Source organism: Bacillus sp. R45 (assembly GCF_021729365.1).
In the GTDB taxonomy this organism is placed as follows: Bacteria; Bacillota; Bacilli; order Bacillales; family Bacillaceae; genus Bacillus; species Bacillus velezensis.
The window spans coordinates 3,675,362-3,696,359 of record NZ_CP091421.1 but is presented as its reverse complement, the minus strand read 5'-3'; the positions used below and the strand labels follow the sequence as shown (position 1 = coordinate 3,696,359).

The window sequence follows — 20,998 nt, the reverse complement described above, 5'->3', positions numbered from 1 at the left end:
TCTTCACCCCCGGCTTTTTATAAATTCTTTGATTGAAATAAGTCGAGCATTTCTTTGACGATCTCTTTCATTGAGAGCGCTGACATTAAGTGGTCTTCAGCATGCATAAAAAGCAGGGAGACATCCGTCTTGGCGCCGCCGGCTTCTTTTTGAATCATCTGAAAATGGATGTCGTGCGCTTTTCCCAGTTCTTCTTCAGCCTTTGTCAGAAAGGTGTCTGACTCATCTGGCCGGCCGTCTTTATAAGCGCGTATCGATTGAATAATACAGCTGCGGGCATTGCCGCTGTGAAGAATCAGCTGAAAACTGATCTGTTCATCCGTGTACGTTTCCATGCTTATCGCCTCCTTTATTTGTTCTCTATCAAGGAAACGGCCTGTTCGTATGCTTTTTTGCCGTCTCCCATGCCGTATGCCATCATATCAATCACATCAACGGTGATGTGAAGCGGGTCCGCCTCTTTCTGAAGCTCGCCTTTTAAAAAACTCATCTGCGGGCCGATCAGTACGACGTCTGCGTCTTTCATCGCTTCTTTTGCTTTATCCTGTCCGACTGCCCAAATCTCGGCCTCCTCACCGATGGAGCTGGCGTAATTCTGCATTTTCGTGACAAGAAGGCTGGTGGACATGCCTGAGCTGCAGGCTAATAAAATTCTTTTCATGAGGAATCCCTTCTTTCATAAAGTTAAAACGTTTTCATGAATATTATAATCTTTTGAAATTAAATGTCTATACTTTTAAAATATAAAAGTTTTACTTTTCGGATTTTTGACACAAAAAACCTTTTAAGATTCAACTTAAAAGGTTTTTCATCTCAAGCGAGCCATAACAGCCATAAATAAAGTCCGATCAGGGTGATGAATAACGTCGGAATGGTTAATATCAGACCTGTTTTGAAATACATTCCCCAGGAAATTTTCACGTTTTTCCGGCTCAGCACGTGGAGCCATAACAATGTCGCCAGCGACCCGATCGGCGTGATTTTCGGCCCGAGGTCAGAACCGATAACATTCGCGTAAATCAATGCTTCTCTCAGCAGCCCGTGAGTGTCCGTTCCGCTGATGGCTATGGCGTCAATCATCACCGTCGGCAGGTTATTCATAACGGAGGAGAGGATCGCAGCGATAAAACCCATTCCGAGTGTGCCCGCAAACAATCCGTGATCCGCCGCTTTCTGAATAAGCTGAGAAAGAAGATCCGTCAGTCCGGCATTCCGCAAGCCGTACACGACAACATACATGCCGACAGAAAAAAACACGATGGCCCACGGGGCGTCCTTGATGACTTGTTTCGCAGGGACGGCGGGGCTTCGCTGCGCCAGAATGAGAAAAATGACCGCGATGGAGCCGGCAACGAAGGAAACGGGTATCGACAGCAGTTCGCTGACGAAATATCCGATCAATAAAACGGCCAGCACAGCCCACGATAACCGGAAAAGGCGTTCATCCTTAATCGTGGATGCCGGATGTTTCACAAGACCGGTGTCATACCGTTTCGGAATGTTTTTTCTGAAATAGAGATACAGCACCAAAATGCTTGCCGCCAGAGAAAAAAGGTTGGGCACCAGCATGCGTGATGCATATTCAATGTACCCGATATGAAAGTAATCAGCGGATACAATATTGACCAAATTGCTTACAACGAGCGGAAGCGAGGTGGTGTCGGCGATGAATCCCCCGGCGATAATAAACGGAAAAACCAGCTTTTCAGGTAAATTCAAAGCCCGCACCATCGCCAGTACGATCGGCGTCAAAATGAGCGCCGCTCCGTCATTGGCAAACAGGGCGGAGACAACAGCCCCTAAGACCGACACATAGAGAAACATCCGCAGCCCGCTGCCTTTGGCCGCCATGGCCATATGCAGCGCGGCCCACTCAAAAAAACCGATACTGTCAAGAATTAATGAAATGATAATAATGGCGATAAAGGCGAGTGTCGCATTCCAGACGATCCCCGTCACTTCCGCGATATCGTGCAGGCTGACTGCTCCGGCGATCAAAGCGAGGACCGCTCCGCCGCAGGCAGACCAGCCGATTGATATATGTTTCGGCTGCCATATGACAAACACAAGTGTCAGCACAAAAATCAGCGCTGATAAAACCGCAACTCCCAAGAATATATCCCCCTTACCGGCATGTAACAGTGACTTCTTTTTGCCGCAATGTCTGTAAAACTTCGTCCTTTTCATCTATCTGCTGCAGAATCGAGCAAACCAGCGCGTATTCCGGTCCGGACGGATGAATGGCATAGTACCGCCACTGGCCCTCGCGTCTTTCGCGCACAAGGCCGGCGTTCTTTAATTTCCGCAAGTGCTGGCTGATGCCGGGCTGACTTATATGAAAAATAGCCGTCAGCTCGCAGACACAATATTCCTTATCCTCCAGAAGCTTCAGCATCAAAAGCCTCGTCGGGTCGCTTAGAAGTTTGAGGCACTGGCTGATCCCTTCGGAACTTAAAGCATTATGCCGCCGTTCCATGCGCTCACTCCTTTTTTACACTATTATATAAGCAGACGTTTATATAAGTAAACGGCAATATAAAAAAAGCCGGTCTTGCACTTTTTGCAAAACCGGCTCATGTTTATTTTTGGAACAGTTTTTTCGCTTCATCCATTGCTAATTTATTTCCCAGTGCCGAATAATCAAGCCAAGGCTGATCGGCAATTTTATAGACATGGTTTGCTTTCACGGCCTTAAGCCCTTCCCAGACAGCGCTTTTTTGCAATTCTTTATAGGCTTGCTGTGACTTGTCGTCTCTGTTAACGACCACGAAAATCGCATCTGCGTTGTAATCAGGCAGCACTTCTTGAGAAATGACTTCATAAGGGCGGGAGGTGTTCATTTCTTTAATGCCGTCAGCCGGTTTCAGCTTCAGATCGTCAAACAGAATCGGTCCCATCGGGCGGCGTGTGCTGAAGACGCGAAGCTCTTTTGCGTTCACGCGGATCGCCATGACTTTGGCGTTTTTCCCTAATTCCTTATTCATCATGGATCTGACTTGTTTTGTTTCATCTTCGTAATCTTGAATAAATGCTTTCGCTTCTTTTTCACGGTTGACGATTTTTCCGATGTCTTTTAAATGATCACGCCATGTGCCTTTATCAAGGTCGAAAACGTGTGTGTTTCCGATTTTCTTGTATTTTGACACATCTTTTCCCGCAAATTCTTTATCAAGATAAATGTTGTCTGGATTCAGCTCAAGTAAAGCTTCCATATCCGGGTCTGAGGCAGGTCCGAGTTTTTTCGTGTCTTTCAGCTGATTTTTCACATGAGGGAGAAAATCTTTTAATTCTCCGCCCACGACGGAACCTGCAGGTGTAACGCCGAGAGCCAGCAGATCATTTGTCAGGTGAATGGACATCGAAGCGATTTTATGATCGCCGGATTTCTTTTTTGACTCCGGCTGTGATGAATCGGATTGGCAGGCAGCCAGTAAGAAAATACACATGAAACTGATGAGCGCAATTATTTTTTTCATGGGAATACTCCTTGTTTTATGATTTGATTTTCATGACGAGATAGAGAAAATACGGCGCGCCGATGGCTGCCGCAACCACGCCGGCCGGAATGGCGTTCGGCTGAAACAAAGACCGGCCGATGGTGTCTGCCGCGACAAGAATGACAAGGCCGATTAATCCAGCAATCGGAATAATATGCTGATGCATGGTGCCGACGAGCCGTCTTGCCAAGTGAGGGGCGGCAAAGCCGATAAAGCCGATTCCGCCGGCCATCGCGACGCTCGCGCAGGACAAGCCGACCGCTATGGCGATCAGCATGATCCTTTTTCTCTGCACGTGTGCGCCGAGCCCCGCGGCTGCCTGGTCACCGAGCATTAAAATATTCAAAGACCGGGCGTTAAGCCATGCAAGCGGTGCGAGAATGCCGATCCAAGGCAATAGCGACCACACGTGAATCCAATCCCTGCCCCAGACGTTTCCCACCAGCCAGCGGGAAGCGAAGGTATAAGTTTCTTCATTCAGGCGCAGCGACATAAACAATGTAACGGCGCTGAAGCCCGCGGAAACGGCGATCCCGACCAACAGCATGCGGATCGTTAAAAAACCGTTCAGCCTGTCGTACGTAAGCACTACGATCAGCAGGGCGGCGAGTGTTCCGCCCGCAAACGTAAACAGCGGGATGAACATCGACGCCTGCGCCTCCAGGGAATGAAAGAATGTGATATACATCATCAAACCGAAGGAAGCGCCGGCATGCAGTCCGAGAATGCCCGGATCGGCAAGCGGATTTCGGGATACACCCTGCAAAATAGCGCCCGACACGCCTAAGCCGATACCGGCCAGCATCGTCACCAGTATCCGGGGGAGCCGGTAATCGAATAAAACGGTTGTGCTTTGAAACGTGCCGTATCCGAACAGCGTTTTTCCCACGGTGAGGGGAGAAAGCCGGAATGAGCCCGTGTGCAGCCCGATCAGAATAATGCAAACGGCGATGACCAGCAGAACGAGACCTGCCGCCGCCGCTTTTTTTGTTTCTTTCTGCACTTTCATTTATAAGTCTCTCCCTTCCTTGCGGGCAATATAAAGAAAGAAAGGGACACCGACAAGTGCCACCATGATGCCTATCGCCAATTCTCTCGGGGGACTGACCGTGCGTGAGGCCAAGTCGGCCAAAATCAAAAGAATCGCGCCAAGCAACGCGGACATCGGAATAATCAGCCTGTACGTAACGCCGACGATCTTGCGGGCGATATGAGGAATGACCAGCCCGACAAAGCCGATCGCGCCGGCAGCGGAAACAGACACACCGGCAAGAACGACGGCGATCATTAATCCCGCGGTACGCGTCAGAGCCGTGTTCACCCCTAAATTCGCCGCCACGTCATTTCCCATTGAGAGAAGGGTGACGGACCTGCCCATGAATGTCGCGAGAATGATGAAGACCGCAATCACGGGAACAAGGACTTGTAAATGAGCCCACTTGATCCCCGACACCCCGCCGGCGTACCAGAAGGCCAAATCCTGGCTTAAATCGTAATAAATCGCTACACCGGTACTGAGTGAATGTAAAAGCGCGGCCACGACCGCCCCGGCAAGCGTCACCTTTAAAGGTGTCATGCTGCCTTTTCCCGCCGCACTGATAAAGAAAATCAAGCCGGTGCTTGCCAGTGCTCCCAAAAATGACATCACCATCAGCAGGGCGTATGACAAATGAGGGAAAAAAGCAAAGCTGAGCGCAACAACAAACATGGCGCCCGCGTTTACGCCTAAGACACCCGAATCGGCAAGCGGATTTCTCGTGACACCCTGCATGAGGGCGCCGGCTGCGGCAAAAGCGGCTCCTGTAACGGCCGCGCCGAGCACTCTCGGAAGACGCAATTCATGAATGATCTGCTGGCCCGTTATGTTCGGATTGTAATCAGCAACAGCCGACCAAACCGTATGTAAAGTAATGTCTTTCGCGCCGAATGAGACGGCGAAAAAAATAGAAACAAGCAGCCCGATCACCGCGATCAGGAAGAAAACCCCGTTTTTTAAGATGCTGATCAGACGGCTTGCGGACGTGACAGAATCGCTCAAAAATCAATTCACCTACTTTTATGATCATTGTCCGGCATTTATTGAATATGAGAATCATTTTCATTTGAACCATCATATTATACCGGGCCGATTTTCAAAACGCAATAGAGTGTTCAACAATGATGCCCTTTTTTCTTTCATGTTTATATTGTAAAAAAGAAGTGAAAAACGTGAAAGAGGAAATCGCTATATTCAGAAAGGAGGGAGGCAAATGGCGGGAGAAGGAAAGCCTTTGCCGATTGAATTTTACCAGAGACCGTCAGTGGAGCTTGCCCCTTTATTGCTCGGCTGTCTCCTTGTGAAGGAGACGGATGAGGGAACGGCTTCAGGTTATATCGTGGAAACGGAAGCTTATATGGGAGCGGATGACCGGGCGGCGCACAGTTTCGGCAACCGGCGCACGAAACGGACGGAAATTATGTTCCATGAGGCGGGCCGCATTTATACATACGTCATGCACACTCATACATTAATGAACGTCGTCGCCGCGGACATCGGCATTCCGCAGGCCGTGTTAATCAGGGCGGCGGAGCCTCATGAAGGACAGTTCCTGATGGAGAGCAGGAGACCGGGCAGACCCCCGAGAGAGTGGACAAACGGCCCGGGAAAACTGACGAAGGCGATGGGCATTTCAATGAACGACTACGGCGGCATGATCACGGAACCGCCGCTGTATATTACGGAGGGCTTTACGCCTGAACATATATCAACAGGCCCGAGAATCGGGATTGACAACAGCGGAGAAGCCCGGGATTATCCGTGGCGCTATTGGGTGACGGGGAACCGGTATGTCTCACGCTGACCATGTTTATAAACGCTGATAACAGGGGAAAGACAAGGTAAAAGAAAGGGGATTCAGACATTGAAAAAATTTTTCAAAACGATTATCAAATGGGCGCCCGTCATCTATCCGATTATCAGAAAAATCATAAAAGAACGGAAGGCATCTAAGCGGAACCGCATGTCCGCATCCCGAACAGCCGGCTGATCCGGCTGTTTTTTTACGGTCTTGGCATCGGATTGCTGCATTGACTTGAAATCCTCCCCAGTATAGAATTTACATACATTTACCCCTTCCTCATTCTTTTTGCCCATTTTTCACATCTGCATCTGATCTGATAGGAGGTTTTTCTCATGCTTCATGGGCGGCTTCGTGAACTTCTGCGCTTGCTTTTAGCTGCTGAAACACCGGTTACAAGCTCAGTCATCGCTGCAAATGTAAAGGTAACGACGCGGACGGTCCGCAATGACATAAAGGAACTGCAAACCATTGTAGAAAAACACGGCGCATCCATTCAATCTGTCAGAGGGAGCGGCTATAAGCTGCTGATCCGGAATGAGCAGCCGTTTAAAAACTGGCTTCAGGACAATTTCCAGCAGAACAGCACCGTGCCGATTTTTCCCGATGAACGGATAGATTACCTGATGAAAAGAATGCTTCTGGCCGACGGCTACCTCAAGCTGGATGACTTGGCGGAAGAACTGTTCATCAGTAAATCCACACTTCAATCTGATTTAAAAGAAGTCAAAAAACGGCTCCGCCCCTATGACATCATTTTGGAAACAAGGCCGAACTACGGCTTTAAGCTGCGCGGCGAAGAGCTCCGCCTCCGTTATTGTATGGCGGAATACTTAGTGGACGACCGCGAGCCCGAGCCTGATCTCCTGAGTGAAAAGGCCGGTATTCTGCCGAAAGACGACATTCATGTGATCCGCACAGCCATTATGAAGCAGGTTCGAAACCATAAGATCCCGCTTTCTTTCTTCGGCCTGAACAATCTCATCATCCATATCGCCATTGCCTGCAAACGAATCCGGACAGAAAACTATGTATCTCTCATTCCGGAAGATCTTCATGATATTAAGCTCGAAACAGAATATCAGTCAGCGGAAGCCATTGTAAAAGAGCTTGAATCTGCGCTTTCGGTCACCTTTCCCGAACAGGAAACCGCCTATATCGCCATTCACCTGCTCGGGACAAAGCGCATGACCCAGTCACAAATGGAAGGAAAAGAGCTTACAAGACTGATAGACGGGGAAACCAGCCGTTTGACGGAGGCCATGATTGAAGCCATTGAGCGGGAGCTGAAGCTCGGAATCACGGACGACAATGAGCTGAAAGCGGGTCTTGCGCTCCATATCAAGCCGGCGATTAACCGAAACCGGTACGGAATGAACCTGAGAAACCCGATGCTCTCCGCCATAAAGGAGAATTATCCGCTCGCATTTGAAGCGGGAGTGATTGCGGGAATCGTGATCAAGGAGCAAACCGGCATTGATATTCATGAAAATGAGATCGGGTATTTGGCGCTTCATTTCGGAGCCGCCATTGAAAGGAGAAAGACGGAACGGCCGCCTAAACGCTGTCTGATTGTCTGTGCGTCCGGCGCCGGCAGCGCGCAGCTTTTAAGAGAAAAGCTCCGTTCCCGGTTCGCAAAACGTCTTGAAATCGTCGGAACGGCTGATTACTGCAGCCTTGACCAGCTTTCCTTTGAGTCGATTGATTTTGTGGTCAGCACAGTGCCGATCAAAAAAGACCTGCCCGTTCCCGTATTGAAGGTTCATACGCTGCTGGGCGGCGGGGATTTTACAAAAATCGACGCCATGCTGGAAGAAAATCGGGAACAATTGAACTTTCTGAAACCGGAGCTGGTATTTTTGCAGCAGGATCTGGAGACGAAGGAGGACGTCATCCGTTTTCTCGGACAGCAGGTTGCAGAAGCCGGCCTCGCTTCTGATTCTCTGACCGATTCTATTTTTGAAAGGGAAGCGATTTCTCCTACGAGTTTCGGCAATCTTACGGCGATTCCGCACCCGCTCGTTCCGCAGACAGACACGACGTTTTGGGCGGTATGCACGCTGAAGAAGCCGATTGACTGGGCGGATAAGCGTGTCCAATTTGTCTGTCTGCTCTGCGTCGAGAAAGAAAGCAAAGCCGACCTCCAGCATATGTACAAATGGCTCGGCGGCATGTTGGATGATCCGGCCGCGGTAAGCCGTCTCTTAAAATGCACAACCTATCAGGAGGTTTTACGAGTATTCAGAGACAAACGATCAGAGAAAGACCGGGATACACCTTTTTTCCGTTAGCAGCGGAAAAAGCCTGAGTAGTTATGAAAGCGATTTCATAATATGATGTTACTAACATCGAGACATACAAAATATCAAACTTTCAGGAGGTCTTTTACATGAATATATTACTCGTTTGTGCAGCAGGGATGTCAACAAGCTTACTCGTCACCAAGATGGAAAAAAGCGCGCAGGAACAAGGAAAAGAATATAAAATCTGGGCGGTGTCAGGCGATTCAGTCAACCAGCATATTGATAAAGCGGACGTATTGCTGCTTGGGCCTCAAGTCCGTTATTTGCTTCCGCAGCTGAAAAAATTGGGTGAATCAAAAGGAGTGCCGGTTGAAGTCATCAATACCGTCCATTACGGCACTTGTAACGGAGCGGAGGTTCTGAAATCAGCGGAACAGCTCGGAAACGCATCGTAGAAAGGGGCGGGCCGTGTGAATAAGGTGAACCAGTTTTTAGAAGAGAAAGTCATGCCCATTGCCGGAAAAATTGCCTCCCAGCGGCATCTTCAAGCATTGCGTGACGGAATCATCCTCACCATGCCGCTTATCATCATCGGTTCGTTTTTTCTGATCATCGGCAACCTGCCGATTCCGGGATATGCGGATTTCATGGCGAAGACGTTCGGAAGCGCCTGGTCTCAAAAACTGCAATATCCGGTTGATGCGACCTTTGAAATCATGGGCCTTGTCGCCGCTTTCGGAATCGCCTACCGCCTGGCTGAAAAATACGGGGTGGACGCATTATCGGCCGGTGCGATATCTTTGGCGGCGTTTCTCTTGGCAACGCCGTACAAAGTTCCGTTTCTGCCTTCCGGCGCAAAAGAGGAAATCATGGTGGGCGGCGGCATCCCGCTGTCTCTCATGGGAAGCAAAGGGCTGTTTGTCGCGATGATCATCGCCATGCTGTCGACGGAAATTTACCGCCTGATCATCCAGCGGAATTTCGTCTTCAAAATGCCGGACGGCGTGCCTCCGGCGGTCAGCAAATCATTTGTCGCTTTAATTCCCGGCTTTGCCGTCATCTTTCTGATCTGGGGTGCGCGTTTAATTGTCGAAGCGACGCCGTTTGAAAGCCTTCATAACATTGTAAGCGTTGTACTGGGGACGCCCCTCTCGATTCTTGGGGGAAGTCTCGGCGGAAGCCTGGTAGCCGAAGCGGTTCAAATGCTTTTGTGGGCGTGCGGATTACATGGGGCGAACATTGTCGGCGGCGTCATGGCGCCGATCTGGTTCGGAGCGATGGATGCCAACCGGGTTGCGTTTCAGGCAGGCGATGCGCTGCCGAATATTTTCACCCAGCAGTTCTTTGAAATCTGGATCAACATCGGCGGAAGCGGCGCGACACTGGCGCTCGTGGTCACCATGTTTCTACGTTCGCGAAGCAAGCAGATGAAGCAGCTTGGGAAACTCGCCATCGGGCCGGCTGTCTTTAATATTAATGAGCCGATTATTTTCGGAATGCCGATCGTCATGAACCCGATGCTTCTCATTCCGTTCATCATCACACCGCTTGTCACACTGGTCTTTACCTATATCGGCATGAGCACAGGCCTCGTCGCCAAACCTGCCGGCATTGCCGTCCCATGGACGATGCCGCCGATTTTCTCCGGCTATCTTGCCACGGGCGGAAAAATATCAGGGGCTGTCATGCAGGCGATTAATATCATCACAGCCTTTATCGTGTACTATCCGTTCTTCAGAATGTGGGATTCGCAAAAGCTGAAAGAAGAAAACGAACTTGAACAATCGCAGGCGCCAGCCGTACAGGGAGACGAAAAAGCCGTGCTGTAGAGAAAGGGAGTGAAACACATGAATGAAAAAATGGAACAGACCATTTTTCAGATCATCCTGCATGGCGGCAACGGCAGAAGCGCATCAATGGAAGCCATTGCCGCCGCAAAGCGGGGGGACAGAGCCATGGCCGAGGAAAAGCTTCAGGAAGCCGCAAGGGAACTGACCGAAGCCCATCATTACCAGACAGAATTGATCCAAAATGAAGCCGGCGGAGAAAAAACAGACATGACGCTTTTAATGGTGCATGCGCAGGATCATTTAATGAATGCCATGACCGTGAAAGACTTGGCCGCTGAGTTAGTCGAGATTTACGAAAAAGTGAGTCTGCAAGGGGGAGCAAAAATATGACAAAAGGAATTAAAATTGTAACGATCGGCGGAGGTTCAAGCTATACACCGGAGCTTGTGGAAGGCATCATTAAGCGCTATGAGGAACTGCCTGTCAGAGAATTATGGCTCGTCGACATTCCCGAAGGCGAGAAAAAACTCAATATCGTCGGCACGCTTGCAAAACGCATGGTCGAAAAAGCGGGTGTTCCGATAGAGATTCACCTGACGCTTGACCGGAGAGAAGCCTTGAAGGATGCGGATTTCGTAACGACTCAATTCCGCGTCGGTCTCCTTGAGGCCCGCGCCAAAGACGAACGGATTCCGTTAAAATACGGCGTAATCGGCCAGGAGACAAACGGTCCGGGCGGTTTATTCAAAGGGCTGCGCACCATCCCGGTTATTCTGGAAATCGCGAAAGACATCGAAGAGCTTTGTCCGAATGCGTGGCTTGTGAATTTCACAAACCCTGCCGGCATGGTTACCGAGGCCTTGCTCCGCTACTCGAATCTCACAAAAGTCGTCGGCCTCTGCAATGTGCCGATCGGCATTAAAATGGGCGTCGCAAAAGCATTGGATGTGGATGTCAGCCGGATCGAAGTGCAATTTGCCGGACTGAATCATATGGTCTTCGGGTTAGATGTTTTCTTAGACGGCGTCAGCGTGAAAGATCAAGTCATTGAAGCCATGGGAGACCCGAAAAACGCCATGACGATGAAAAACATTTCCGGAGCGGAATGGGAGCCTGAATTCCTGAAGGCGCTCGATCTGATTCCTTGCGGCTACCACCGCTATTATTTCAAAACGAAAGAAATGCTCGAGCATGAAATAGAAGCATCACAGACGGAGGGCACACGCGCCGAGGTCGTGCAGAAGGTTGAGAAAGAACTGTTCGAACTGTACAAAGATCCGAATCTCGCCATCAAACCGCCGCAGCTGGAAAAACGGGGCGGAGCGTACTACAGTGACGCGGCCTGCAACCTGATCAGCTCCATCTATAACGACAAACATGATATCCAGCCCGTCAATACGATCAACAACGGCGCGATCGCCAGCATTCCGAATGACTCAGCGGTCGAAGTGAACTGCGTCATGACGAAAGACGGTCCGAAACCGATCGCCGTCGGTGATCTGCCGGTGTCTGTCCGCGGACTCGTCCAGCAAATCAAATCATTTGAACGCGTCGCCGCTGAAGCAGCCGTCACGGGAGATTATCAAACGGCGCTTCTTGCGATGACGATCAACCCTCTTGTCCCGTCAGACTCCGTGGCAAAGGCCATTCTGGATGAAATGCTTGAGGCCCACAAAGAACATCTGCCCCATTTCTTTAAGTCGATTGAAGCATAAGAGCAGTAAAAAAACCCGGATTCGCTTCCGGGTTTTTTGCTTATTTTGATTCGCTTAGTGAGGCGACTTTCGTCGTCCAGCCGAACACGTCGGCTTCCGCGCCTTTTTGAATGCCTGTAATGGTATCATACAATTTCTTCGAGATCTCTCCGGTTTCACCGCTGCCGATGACAAGACTTTCATCATTCCAGATCAGTTCGCCGACCGGAGAAATGACCGCCGCCGTACCGGTTCCGAATGTTTCTTCCAATCGGCCGTCACGATGCGCCTGGATGATTTCATCGATCGAAATCTTCCGCTCAGACACAGTCAGTCCCCAATGTTTGAGAAGGGTGATGACGGAATTCCGCGTAATTCCTTCAAGAATGCTTCCGTTCAGCTCCGGCGTCACGATTTCGCCGCTGATTTTGAAGAAGATGTTCATGCTGCCGACTTCTTCGATGTATTTTTTCTCAATGCCGTCAAGCCATAAAACCTGGGAAAATCCCTTCTCTTCCGCAACCTGCTGCGCTTTCAGGCTTGATGCGTAGTTGCCGGCGGTTTTCGCATTTCCGGTGCCGCCTTTGACGGCGCGCACGAATTCGTTTTCCACGGCGATTTTTACCGGTTTAATGCCTTCTTTGTAATAAGAGCCGACCGGGGAAAGAATGATAAACAGCTTGTACGTATGGGATGCCGCTACACCGAGGAAAGGCTCAGTCGCAATAATAAACGGACGGATATAAAGGGAAGTGCCTTCCGCTTTCGGAATCCAGTCTTGGTCGATGGCTACGAGCTGTTTCAGGCCTTCAAGAACAAGCTCTTCATCAATGAGCGGGATGCAAAGGCGGTCATTTGACTGGTTCAGGCGCTCCATATTTTTCTCCGGTCTGAACAGAAGCACTTCCTGATCCTTCGTTACATACGCTTTAAGCCCTTCAAAAACGGTTTGGCCGTAATGATAAACCATGGCCGCAGGATCCATTGAGATGGACTGATAAGGGATAATTCTCGGATCATACCAGCCTTGATCGGCGTCGTAATCCATAACAAACATATGGTCGGTGAAAATTCTGCCGAACGCAAGGTTATGGGGGTCCGGTTTCGGTTTTTTGGCTGAAGTCAATTCAACACGAATGTCTTGTTTCATAATGTTCTGTCTCCCTATTGGTGTTATTGTCAAACTTATTTGAAAATAATTTATATTCTATTGTATACCTTCAACAAATATTCGCAATAGTTTTCCTCAAATTTGTGAAAAAATCAAATCACATAAAAAGCAGGGGAGAGAATGCCCCCTGCGTGTTCGTTTTTACATATTCTGTCATCATCGTGCTCAGTGAACCGTCACCTTGCCGGTTTTGTAAAACTGCTCCATTGCTTTATCGACGTACACCCAGCCCTTCCAGGCGATATGGATGGTGTCTTTCATAAAGTACGGATCATATTCGTGCCCGGATAAGTCGGCAACCTGAAAGCCCTTCGCTTTAATTTGCTTAGTGACTTTTTTGTAGTAATCAGTCCGGCCTTTTTTCGGGAAGCCGGTGTAGTCATACCATTTTCCGTTGACCGGAATAACTACGAACATCGGTTCAGCGCCGGCATCTTTCAGAATGTCCAGCATATCCTCAAAGTCGTGATATTCGACTGATTTGGCGTACGTTCTTCCTTTGTTGATTCCTTTCACTCTCTTTACTTTCTTCTTAATCTTTTTATAAGAAGCGTCATCGATATAGAAAGGATTGGACTTGGAGCTCCGTTCTCCTAATTGAGCGGCGGCTGTTTTTAACTCTGACCACGATTTCCCTTTCAGGTTTTCAGAGATCGTCCGTTCAGGGCCCTTGGTTTCTCCCATTGAATAATAAAGATCTTTTTTCTCAAGCAGAGAATAATAAGCTTTGGCAGCCGGCATGACCGCTTTCACTTTCCATGATTGTCCGTTGACCATTCCCTTGTATAATTCAGAAAGGACGGCATCATGCTGAACAACTTTAAAACGGAGCATGCGCTTCATCATGTTCTTTTTGACCGCGGGATCAATCTGGTTATTAAATGCTAAATCCAATGCCTGAAGTGATGAAAAATTCGGCGCAAAGTGCTGTTCATCAGAACCTTTTTTGATAAACCATTGCGGAGAAACAATGAATACCAGCTTTTTGCCCTTCAGCTGCTGATAATGCGCCGCAAAGTTCACGGCGTGTATCAAGGATTGGTCCCCGCCTTTTCCGACAAGATAAGGCGTGAAGCCTTGGTTGTTCACTTGGAAATAGTTGGACGGGTGAAACTCATCCAGTCTTGAAAGCTCGGAAGAACCGAAAATCGGCATATACTTCGTGTCTTCAAACATTTTGTTTTGCAGATAGAGGCCCTGGAACATATTCGGATTTAAGGCCGCTGCCGACTCTTCGACACGTTTTTCAGGAATGAAGCGCGTAAGCCATGAAGCCGGAACTGCGATAGCTCCGACAAACAGGACAAACGCTAAAATAATTGGTCCAAAGAAACGCTTTTTCATTTACTTCAACTCAGTCAGTTTGTTTACAATGTTGTTTGGCGTATTCCACTCGTCACGGTCAAATTCAGTGATCGGCACTGTAATGCCGAAGCGGTTTTCGATGGCGACAAGCAGTTCTACAGTTCCGAAAGAATCAAGCAGTCCTTCTTCAAAGATTTCAATATCAGGATTTTCTTTCACAGCGTCCTCCTGACAAACCTCAGCTAATACGTCTAATACTTCCTGTTTAAATTCCATGTGTTTTCAATCTCCTTTAGTGATGAAATGGTTTTCCTGAGAAAATATAAAATCCGAAACATACGAAATGGAATGTGATGACGATGGCTAAAAAGGCCGTAAAACGATTGGCGGGCAGCCACTTGTATTTCTTATTCCATTTCTCAAAAAAGTTATACCCGGTCATTAATACGGCGTGGTAAAGGCCGTATATAATATATTGCAGGGCGAGTCCGTGCCAGACGCCCATCAGCATGAACAGCAGGAAATACCCGATGTTCGAGACGGCCATCCGGTTCTTTATCCATTTTTTCTTTGTCATCCAGAATACAAAGCGCATAAATACGTAGTCTCTGAACCAGAAGGATAAGGACATGTGCCAGCGGTTCCAGAAGTCTTTAATGTTTTTGCTGATAAACGGCTTATTAAAGTTTTCCGGAGATTTGATACCCATGATATAGCTTACACCGACGGCAAACATCGTGTAACCCGCAAAATCAAAAAACAGGTACAAGCTGTATCCGTACATGTACAGCACATTACCCCACAGTTTACTGTGGGTGATATGAGACAGATTCATAATGAAATACGTGTTAATCGCATATCCGATAATGAATTTGTACAAGAAACCGATAAAAATTTTATGAATGCCGGTATACAGTAAATCAGCGTATTCTCCCTTTGTCCATACTTTCTGTTCGTCCTTGGCAAATCTGCGGTATCTGTCGATCGGACCGGAAGAAATGGTCGGGAAAAACATAATAAAGTACAAAAGGCGGTGAAGCGGCATTTTTTCTTTAATCAGTCCGTCTCTCGTTTCCATGATCAGCTGGACGCCTTTAAATGTCAAATAAGAAATTCCTAAGAAACTGATCAGGTTATGAACCGGATGATGAGGCGCCGGCGGGAAGAAAAACGGCCATAATTTAGATAAAAACAGGGGTAAAATGGACGCGATCACGGCCATACTGAAGACAAAGCCGCTGTTGGCTTTCAGTCTGTAAGCGAGATAACCCCTGATTAAAAGCACCTGCCACAGCGTAAAGATACATAGTGCGATCACGCCGTGCAGATCATGCGCGAAAATCAAAGCCAATACGATGATGGATATAAACATGTTGTATCCTTGGAATCTCTTGCCGTTCAGCCCTAAAATAATCGTCGGCAAAAGAAGGATTCCAAGTAAGATAAAGAAGAAAAACGAGCTGTAAGGCGTCATACAAGAACCTCTTCGCCAATGCGTTTACGGTCGATTTTTCCGTTCGCAGTCATTTGAATGTGATCCTGATAAATGAATTTTCTCGGAATCATGTAGGCCGGAAGCGAAGCGGCCAGTTCTTTTTTAATGGCGCTTGTCAGCTGGAATTCTTTTTCAAAATCATGTTTTTCAGGCACGATGGCGGCAATTAAATATTCGACTGGTCCGTTAGGCTGATACGGGATGACAACCGCCGTCTGCACATATTGAGACTGCCTTACATGTACTTCGATTTCCTCCAGCTCCATGCGGTAGCCGTGAAGCTTAATCTGGAAATCAAGGCGTCCTTGGCAGAAAATCTGACCATGCTGAACATAACCGGCATCACCCGTGTGATATGCCCACTGGCCGTCAATTGAGAAAAACGCTTTTTCCGTCAGAGACGGTTCACCGAGATAGCCTTTGCTCACGCTCGGGCCGGCGATGATGATTTCCCCTTTTTCTCCGTCCGGAAGCTTATTCCCGTTTTCATCCATGATGAAGATATTCATATCGGGTTTTGCAAAACCGACGGGCAGAGATTCATTTTCATCGATAATCTGCTGCGTAATTTCAACGGAGGTGACGGCAACCGTTGTTTCAGTCGGGCCGTATGTATTGAATACGCGGGCCTTCGGAAAACGGTTTAACAGTTCCTGTGCCACGGCAGCCGGAAGCGCTTCTCCGCAAAACATAAATACTTCTGCCTCAGGCAGGAGCTCCTGCGTAAAGCCGGGGTCCATCAGACACATTTGGACGAAAGACGGCGTCGATGTCCAGACGTTCAGTTTGGATTTCTCCAGCTCTTCAAATAGTACTTTCGGTTTATTGATTTTGTCTTTCGTTACGCAGTGCAGCGTACCTCCCGTTTGAAGCGACGGGAAAATGTCCATGACAGATAAATCAAAAGAAAACGGAGCTTGGTTTAAGAATGTCTTACCCCCGCCCACAGGAAAATCCCTGCAGATCCAGTCAGTGAAGCTTTGCAGGTTATCAGCCGATATCTGCACGCCTTTCGGATTTCCCGTGCTGCCGGACGTGTAAATAATGTAAAACGTATCCAGCTCTTTTACCCAGTTCTCACGGCTGAGGTCTGCATCTCCGTCAGCTGCAAGCTCTTCGGGCGTAACGGTTTTAATCAGATTGCTTCCCGTATCGACTGCATCGCCCGATACGCTGATAAGCAGCTCTGCGCCTGAGCTTTCAATGATTTTGACGATCCGCTCCGCCGGAATGGAAACATCGACAGGGATGTAAGGGCGGCCCGCTTTGACGCTTCCCAAGAAAGAAACGATCATATTCGGCTCCATATGTCCGTAAACCAGGACAGGCGCTTTCGAACCGTCAGCTGTATGTTTTTGAATGCCGGACGCAACCCGCTCCGACAAATCCCATAATTCCCCGTAAGTGAGGGAATGATCTAAGGAACGAAACGCTTCGGCCTGCGGCTTGGCGTCTGCGTATGTTTTTATAGCATCAAGTAGTTTCATAGTTATCCTCCCCGATTAGAAATCGTTGTAAATATAAGTGCCGGTATTCGCTGTATGAAATCCATACATCCAAAAGAGCAATACTAATATCAGAAAATAAAAGCCCGTATGAAACGTCCATTTGATCAATGTATTTTCATAAGCACGTTTTAATTTTTGCATCATATTCAAAATTCCTTCCCCGCGTATTCAATAATTACACCAGTATATGACGATTAGATTAACAAAAAGTTTCAAAATATGTCTAATATCCTAAGCTTAAAATTTCCTTAAAAATGAATGAGAAACAAAAGGATGGAAAACACGCATGTATAAATTGGCAAATGATCATACTAAAAAGGCGCTGTTCAGGCGGGATTTTTAACTTATCGTAAATATAAACGAGGTAAAAAAATTTTGGCGGCTTTTTCTTAAGCAGGCTTGTGCCGAACCCCAAGGGAGAAGGGCGAAAAGCCGTTTCCGGCAGGATAGCTGATAAAGCGCCGCATCTTGTGAAATGAGGAAGAAATTATTATGATAGATAAGGTAGCAGAAAACGTGAAAACCCCAATTCAACACTACTGTTATCGGCTGACTGTGAAAGCCTTTTAATAGAAAGGAAGAGGAAAATGAATCAAAACAATATGGGGGGCAGCCAAAAGACGCCCGAGAAAGAAAGCATGGGCCGCATTTTGTGGCAGCTAACCCGCCCTCATACATTGACGGCATCGTTTGTGCCCGTACTTCTCGGCACCGTATTGGCGATGTTTTACGTAAAGGTTGATTTCCTGCTGTTTTTGGCCATGCTGTTTTCCTGCCTTTGGATCCAGATCGCCACGAACTTATTCAATGAATATTACGATTTTAAACGCGGTTTAGATACCGAGGATTCCGTCGGTATCGGCGGAGCGATCGTCCGCCACGGCATGAAGCCGAAAACAATTCTGCAGCTGGCGCTCGGCTCTTATGCGATTGCTCTCGTGCTCGGTGTTTATATCTGCATGAGCAGCAGCTGGTGGCTTGCGGCTATCGGCCTTGCCGGCATGCTGATCGGCTATCTGTATACAGGCGGCCCGCTGCCGATTGCGTATACACCGTTCGGGGAACTGTTCTCCGGCATTTGCATGGGCTCTGTATTTGTCCTTATTTCTTTCTTCATTCAGACAGGCAGAATTAATGAACAGAGCATTTTGATTTCCATCCCGATCGCCATTCTGGTCGGAGCGATTAACCTGTCCAACAATATCCGTGATATTGAGGAAGATAAAAAAGGCGGACGTAAAACGCTGGCCATTTTGATGGGGCATAGAGGGGCCGTTATGATACTGGCGGCATCTTTTGCCATCGCTTACATCTGGATCGTCGGTCTTGTCATCATGGGTTACACAAGCCCGTGGCTGTTCCTGGTCTTTTTGAGCGTGCCGAAACCCGTTCAGGCCGTGAAAGGCTTTGTGAAAAACGAAATGCCGATGAACATGATTATTGCGATGAAATCAACGGCGCAAACCAATACATTCTTCGGATTCCTGCTTTCAATCGGACTCCTGATCAGTTATTTCCGCTGATCAAATGAAAGGGCAAATGCCATAACCGGCATTTGCTTTTTTTTATGACATAATCTTCACGATATTGTAAAGAACCTGACCGCGGATTGACCCGTCTCATATATGGACAGCAAAGCAAGGAGATGAAAAAAATGGACTTGTCAACAGCCCATATGGATGATTTAAAAACGGTCATGGAAGATTGGAAAAATGAATTATTAGTTTATAAATTCGCTTTAGATGAGCTGGATACGAAGTTTTCTATCATCAGCCAGGAATATAATCTGATTCACGGGCATAACCCGATCGAGCATACAAAATCACGCGTGAAGAGTTTTGAAAGCATTGTCAATAAACTGATGCGCAAAGGCTGCGATGTGACGACGCAGGAAATGAAAGAGCATATTCATGATATCGCGGGTGTCAGGATTATCTGTTCCTTTATTTCCGATATTTATAATGTCGCTGAGGTTTTGAAGCAGCATAAGGACTTGAAGATCGTAAAGGTGAAGGATTATATCAAAAACCCGAAGCCGAACGGCTACCGCAGCCTGCATTTGATTATTGAAATTCCCGTTTATTTGACGAATCGTGTGGAATATGTGAAGGCGGAAATTCAAATCCGCACCATCGCCATGGATTTTTGGGCGAGCCTTGAACATAAAATTTATTACAAATTAAATAACGAAGTCCCAAAGCATCTGACCGACGAGCTGAAGGAAGCGGCGGACATCGCCCATTATTTAGACGAAAAGATGCTTGGGATTAAGAAAGAAGTCGATTAAACGATTGACCCGTCACAACCAGCCGGACCGCTATTATACGCAGTCCGGCTGGTTGTTTTTATGTTTAGGTGTTTTCGCTTTCCCGCGCGATGTATTCTGACAATGATTCAGGCTGAAATCCTGATTGAATTTGAATAGAGAATGCAATAGATATCAAATCGCAAACAGCACATTCCCGCAGAAAAAATGTGTAAGATTGAGGTTTACTTTTTAAAAAAAGGGAAAGACATTTGTACAACAAAAAGGGAGATGAATATCAGTGGGAAAGAATGAAACAATGCATATCGTATCATGTGCCGATGATAATTATGCTCGTCATTTGGGTGGGATGTTCGCTTCTTTATTGATGAATATGGATAAAACAAGGAATGCCAAATTATATGTGATCGACGGCGGAATTACTGCCGAAAACAAGGACAAGCTTGAACAGACTGCGATGTCATTCGGAACGCCGCTTGAATTTTTAGAAGTAGACGCTGATCAATACAAGCATGCAGTCGAAAGCAGCCACATTACAAAAGCGGCTTATTACCGCATTTCTATCCCTGATTTAATTAAGGATGAGTCCGTAAAGCGGATGATTTACATCGATTGCGATGCAATTGTGATGGAAGATATTTCGGTTTTATGGGACTTGGATATTTCCCCGGCAATAGTTGCGGCGGTAGAAGATGCCGGACAGCATGAAAGACTGAAAAAAATGAATATCAGCGACACTGCCAAATATTTTAATTCCGGTATTATGATTATAGATTTCGAACCTTGGAGAAAACAGAATGTTTCTAAAAAAGTGATTGATTTTATCAATGATAACAGCTCGGAGGATTTTCTCGTGTTTCATGATCAGGACGCGCTTAACGCGATCTTATATGATCAATGGCATGAACTGCATCCGCGCTGGAACGCGCAGACGCATATTATCATGAATGAGAAAACGCCTCCTGAACTGATCGACCGTATACGTTACAGAGAAACACGTGCCGAACCGGCCATCGTCCATTTCTGCGGCGGGGACAAGCCTTGGAATACAGGCACCTCGCACCCGTATCGTGATCATTATTTCCGATATATGTCCTTTACGAAATGGAACACGATTGACCGCCCGGCCATGAACCAATAGGCAGATGTGATGAAAACGCTTGTGAAGCCGTTGACCGGCTCACAAGCGTTT

Annotated in this window: 23 protein-coding genes; 10 read left to right on the top strand and 13 right to left on the bottom strand. The window is 47.6% G+C overall.

Going from position 1 to position 20,998, the window contains the following annotated elements:
* Positions 1–17: 17 nt before the first annotated feature.
* From L3V45_RS18380 to L3V45_RS18350, 7 genes are all read right to left on the bottom strand, one after another.
* Positions 18–335: a PTS lactose/cellobiose transporter subunit IIA gene (locus L3V45_RS18380; RefSeq protein ID WP_014306083.1), complete on the bottom strand. Its 318-nt coding sequence runs from the start codon at positions 333–335 to the stop codon at positions 18–20.
* 14 nt (positions 336–349) lie between these two features.
* Complete coding sequence (locus L3V45_RS18375) at positions 350–661, bottom strand: PTS sugar transporter subunit IIB (RefSeq protein WP_015387522.1); 312 nt, start codon at positions 659–661, stop codon at positions 350–352.
* 152 nt (positions 662–813) lie between these two features.
* On the bottom strand, positions 814–2,112 hold the full coding sequence (locus L3V45_RS18370) for an arsenic transporter (RefSeq protein WP_236837153.1): 1,299 nt from the start codon (positions 2,110–2,112) through the stop codon (positions 814–816).
* A 13-nt stretch (positions 2,113–2,125) separates the two neighbouring features.
* Positions 2,126–2,476, bottom strand: coding sequence for an ArsR/SmtB family transcription factor (locus L3V45_RS18365; protein WP_014306081.1), 351 nt, complete (start codon positions 2,474–2,476; stop codon positions 2,126–2,128).
* A gap of 103 nt (positions 2,477–2,579) precedes the next feature.
* The gene (locus tag L3V45_RS18360) at positions 2,580–3,476 is read right to left on the bottom strand and encodes an ABC transporter substrate-binding protein (protein WP_236837152.1); all 897 of its coding nucleotides are present in this window, start codon (positions 3,474–3,476) and stop codon (positions 2,580–2,582) included.
* Between the two features lie 16 nt (positions 3,477–3,492).
* A complete protein-coding gene (locus L3V45_RS18355; RefSeq protein ID WP_003150856.1) occupies positions 3,493–4,506 on the bottom strand; it encodes a FecCD family ABC transporter permease in 1,014 nt (337 codons plus the stop codon).
* Entirely contained in the window at positions 4,507–5,505 is a 999-nt protein-coding gene (locus L3V45_RS18350; protein ID WP_223151858.1) for a FecCD family ABC transporter permease, read from the bottom strand. It lies immediately after the preceding gene.
* 241 nt (positions 5,506–5,746) lie between these two features.
* On the opposite strand from L3V45_RS18350, the gene L3V45_RS18345 reads away from it, so the two are divergent.
* The 7 genes from L3V45_RS18345 (at position 5,747) to licH (ending at position 12,082) form a co-directional block, all read left to right on the top strand.
* Entirely contained in the window at positions 5,747–6,337 is a 591-nt protein-coding gene (locus L3V45_RS18345; protein WP_014306078.1) for a DNA-3-methyladenine glycosylase, read from the top strand.
* Positions 6,338–6,388: 51 nt separating this feature from the next.
* Entirely contained in the window at positions 6,389–6,523 is a 135-nt protein-coding gene (locus L3V45_RS19560) for a hypothetical protein (protein WP_369719122.1), read from the top strand.
* 146 nt (positions 6,524–6,669) lie between these two features.
* Positions 6,670–8,625, top strand: coding sequence for a transcriptional regulator LicR (gene licR, locus L3V45_RS18340; protein WP_003150860.1), 1,956 nt, complete (start codon positions 6,670–6,672; stop codon positions 8,623–8,625).
* A 98-nt stretch (positions 8,626–8,723) separates the two neighbouring features.
* Positions 8,724–9,032, top strand: coding sequence for a PTS lichenan transporter subunit IIB (licB, locus tag L3V45_RS18335; protein ID WP_003150863.1), 309 nt, complete (start codon positions 8,724–8,726; stop codon positions 9,030–9,032).
* 15 nt (positions 9,033–9,047) lie between these two features.
* On the top strand, positions 9,048–10,406 hold the full coding sequence (gene celB, locus L3V45_RS18330; RefSeq protein WP_003150865.1) for a PTS cellobiose transporter subunit IIC: 1,359 nt from the start codon (positions 9,048–9,050) through the stop codon (positions 10,404–10,406).
* An 18-nt stretch (positions 10,407–10,424) separates the two neighbouring features.
* Entirely contained in the window at positions 10,425–10,757 is a 333-nt protein-coding gene (licA, locus tag L3V45_RS18325) for a PTS lichenan transporter subunit IIA (RefSeq protein WP_003150867.1), read from the top strand.
* Positions 10,754–12,082 (top strand): 6-phospho-beta-glucosidase LicH, encoded by a 1,329-nt coding sequence (gene licH, locus L3V45_RS18320; protein ID WP_014419213.1) that lies wholly within the window; start codon positions 10,754–10,756, stop codon positions 12,080–12,082. The genes licA and licH overlap by 4 nt, the downstream gene beginning before the upstream one ends.
* A gap of 40 nt (positions 12,083–12,122) precedes the next feature.
* On the opposite strand, the gene L3V45_RS18315 is transcribed toward licH, so the two are convergent.
* From L3V45_RS18315 to L3V45_RS18290, 6 genes are all read right to left on the bottom strand, one after another.
* A complete protein-coding gene (locus tag L3V45_RS18315; RefSeq protein WP_032857213.1) occupies positions 12,123–13,214 on the bottom strand; it encodes a branched-chain amino acid aminotransferase in 1,092 nt (363 codons plus the stop codon).
* Between the two features lie 183 nt (positions 13,215–13,397).
* Positions 13,398–14,576 carry a D-alanyl-lipoteichoic acid biosynthesis protein DltD gene (gene dltD, locus L3V45_RS18310; RefSeq protein ID WP_165409222.1) on the bottom strand — a complete coding sequence of 393 codons (1,179 nt, stop codon included), beginning with the start codon at positions 14,574–14,576 and terminating at the stop codon, positions 13,398–13,400.
* Positions 14,577–14,813, bottom strand: coding sequence for a D-alanine--poly(phosphoribitol) ligase subunit 2 (gene dltC / locus L3V45_RS18305; protein ID WP_003150875.1), 237 nt, complete (start codon positions 14,811–14,813; stop codon positions 14,577–14,579).
* Positions 14,814–14,829: 16 nt separating this feature from the next.
* Positions 14,830–16,011 (bottom strand): D-alanyl-lipoteichoic acid biosynthesis protein DltB, encoded by a 1,182-nt coding sequence (gene dltB / locus L3V45_RS18300; RefSeq protein WP_003150877.1) that lies wholly within the window; start codon positions 16,009–16,011, stop codon positions 14,830–14,832.
* A complete protein-coding gene (gene dltA / locus L3V45_RS18295) occupies positions 16,008–17,519 on the bottom strand; it encodes a D-alanine--poly(phosphoribitol) ligase subunit DltA (RefSeq protein ID WP_236837147.1) in 1,512 nt (503 codons plus the stop codon). Before dltA ends, dltB begins: the two co-directional genes overlap by 4 nt.
* 15 nt (positions 17,520–17,534) lie before the next feature.
* Positions 17,535–17,684 (bottom strand): teichoic acid D-Ala incorporation-associated protein DltX, encoded by a 150-nt coding sequence (locus L3V45_RS18290; protein WP_003150882.1) that lies wholly within the window; start codon positions 17,682–17,684, stop codon positions 17,535–17,537.
* A 443-nt stretch (positions 17,685–18,127) separates the two neighbouring features.
* Here L3V45_RS18290 and L3V45_RS18285 point away from each other — a divergent pair, with 443 nt between their 5' ends.
* The 3 genes from L3V45_RS18285 to L3V45_RS18275 all read left to right on the top strand — a co-directional run bounded on the left by L3V45_RS18285 (position 18,128) and on the right by L3V45_RS18275 (position 20,947).
* On the top strand, positions 18,128–19,063 hold the full coding sequence (locus tag L3V45_RS18285) for a 1,4-dihydroxy-2-naphthoate polyprenyltransferase (protein ID WP_003150884.1): 936 nt from the start codon (positions 18,128–18,130) through the stop codon (positions 19,061–19,063).
* A gap of 131 nt (positions 19,064–19,194) precedes the next feature.
* Entirely contained in the window at positions 19,195–19,827 is a 633-nt protein-coding gene (locus L3V45_RS18280; RefSeq protein ID WP_003150885.1) for a GTP pyrophosphokinase YwaC, read from the top strand.
* A gap of 259 nt (positions 19,828–20,086) precedes the next feature.
* Positions 20,087–20,947 carry a glycosyltransferase family 8 protein gene (locus L3V45_RS18275; RefSeq protein WP_095315506.1) on the top strand — a complete coding sequence of 287 codons (861 nt, stop codon included), beginning with the start codon at positions 20,087–20,089 and terminating at the stop codon, positions 20,945–20,947.
* Positions 20,948–20,998: the final 51 nt, after the last annotated feature.

What these genes read in the sequence shown, in the direction of transcription:
- L3V45_RS18380 (WP_014306083.1), bottom strand. Translation starts at nt 335, where the DNA reads ATGGAAACGTACACGGATGAACAGATCAGTTTTCAGCTGATTCTTCAC.
- L3V45_RS18375 (WP_015387522.1), bottom strand. Translation starts at nt 661, where the DNA reads ATGAAAAGAATTTTATTAGCCTGCAGCTCAGGCATGTCCACCAGCCTT.
- L3V45_RS18365 (WP_014306081.1), bottom strand. Translation starts at nt 2,476, where the DNA reads ATGGAACGGCGGCATAATGCTTTAAGTTCCGAAGGGATCAGCCAGTGC.
- L3V45_RS18360 (WP_236837152.1), bottom strand. Translation starts at nt 3,476, where the DNA reads ATGAAAAAAATAATTGCGCTCATCAGTTTCATGTGTATTTTCTTACTG.
- L3V45_RS18355 (WP_003150856.1), bottom strand. Translation starts at nt 4,506, where the DNA reads ATGAAAGTGCAGAAAGAAACAAAAAAAGCGGCGGCGGCAGGTCTCGTT.
- L3V45_RS18345 (WP_014306078.1), top strand. Translation starts at nt 5,747, where the DNA reads ATGGCGGGAGAAGGAAAGCCTTTGCCGATTGAATTTTACCAGAGACCG.
- licR (WP_003150860.1), top strand. Translation starts at nt 6,670, where the DNA reads ATGCTTCATGGGCGGCTTCGTGAACTTCTGCGCTTGCTTTTAGCTGCT.
- licB (WP_003150863.1), top strand. Translation starts at nt 8,724, where the DNA reads ATGAATATATTACTCGTTTGTGCAGCAGGGATGTCAACAAGCTTACTC.
- licA (WP_003150867.1), top strand. Translation starts at nt 10,425, where the DNA reads ATGAATGAAAAAATGGAACAGACCATTTTTCAGATCATCCTGCATGGC.
- licH (WP_014419213.1), top strand. Translation starts at nt 10,754, where the DNA reads ATGACAAAAGGAATTAAAATTGTAACGATCGGCGGAGGTTCAAGCTAT.
- dltD (WP_165409222.1), bottom strand. Translation starts at nt 14,576, where the DNA reads ATGAAAAAGCGTTTCTTTGGACCAATTATTTTAGCGTTTGTCCTGTTT.
- dltC (WP_003150875.1), bottom strand. Translation starts at nt 14,813, where the DNA reads ATGGAATTTAAACAGGAAGTATTAGACGTATTAGCTGAGGTTTGTCAG.
- dltB (WP_003150877.1), bottom strand. Translation starts at nt 16,011, where the DNA reads ATGACGCCTTACAGCTCGTTTTTCTTCTTTATCTTACTTGGAATCCTT.
- dltA (WP_236837147.1), bottom strand. Translation starts at nt 17,519, where the DNA reads ATGAAACTACTTGATGCTATAAAAACATACGCAGACGCCAAGCCGCAG.
- L3V45_RS18290 (WP_003150882.1), bottom strand. Translation starts at nt 17,684, where the DNA reads ATGATGCAAAAATTAAAACGTGCTTATGAAAATACATTGATCAAATGG.
- L3V45_RS18285 (WP_003150884.1), top strand. Translation starts at nt 18,128, where the DNA reads ATGAATCAAAACAATATGGGGGGCAGCCAAAAGACGCCCGAGAAAGAA.
- L3V45_RS18280 (WP_003150885.1), top strand. Translation starts at nt 19,195, where the DNA reads ATGGACTTGTCAACAGCCCATATGGATGATTTAAAAACGGTCATGGAA.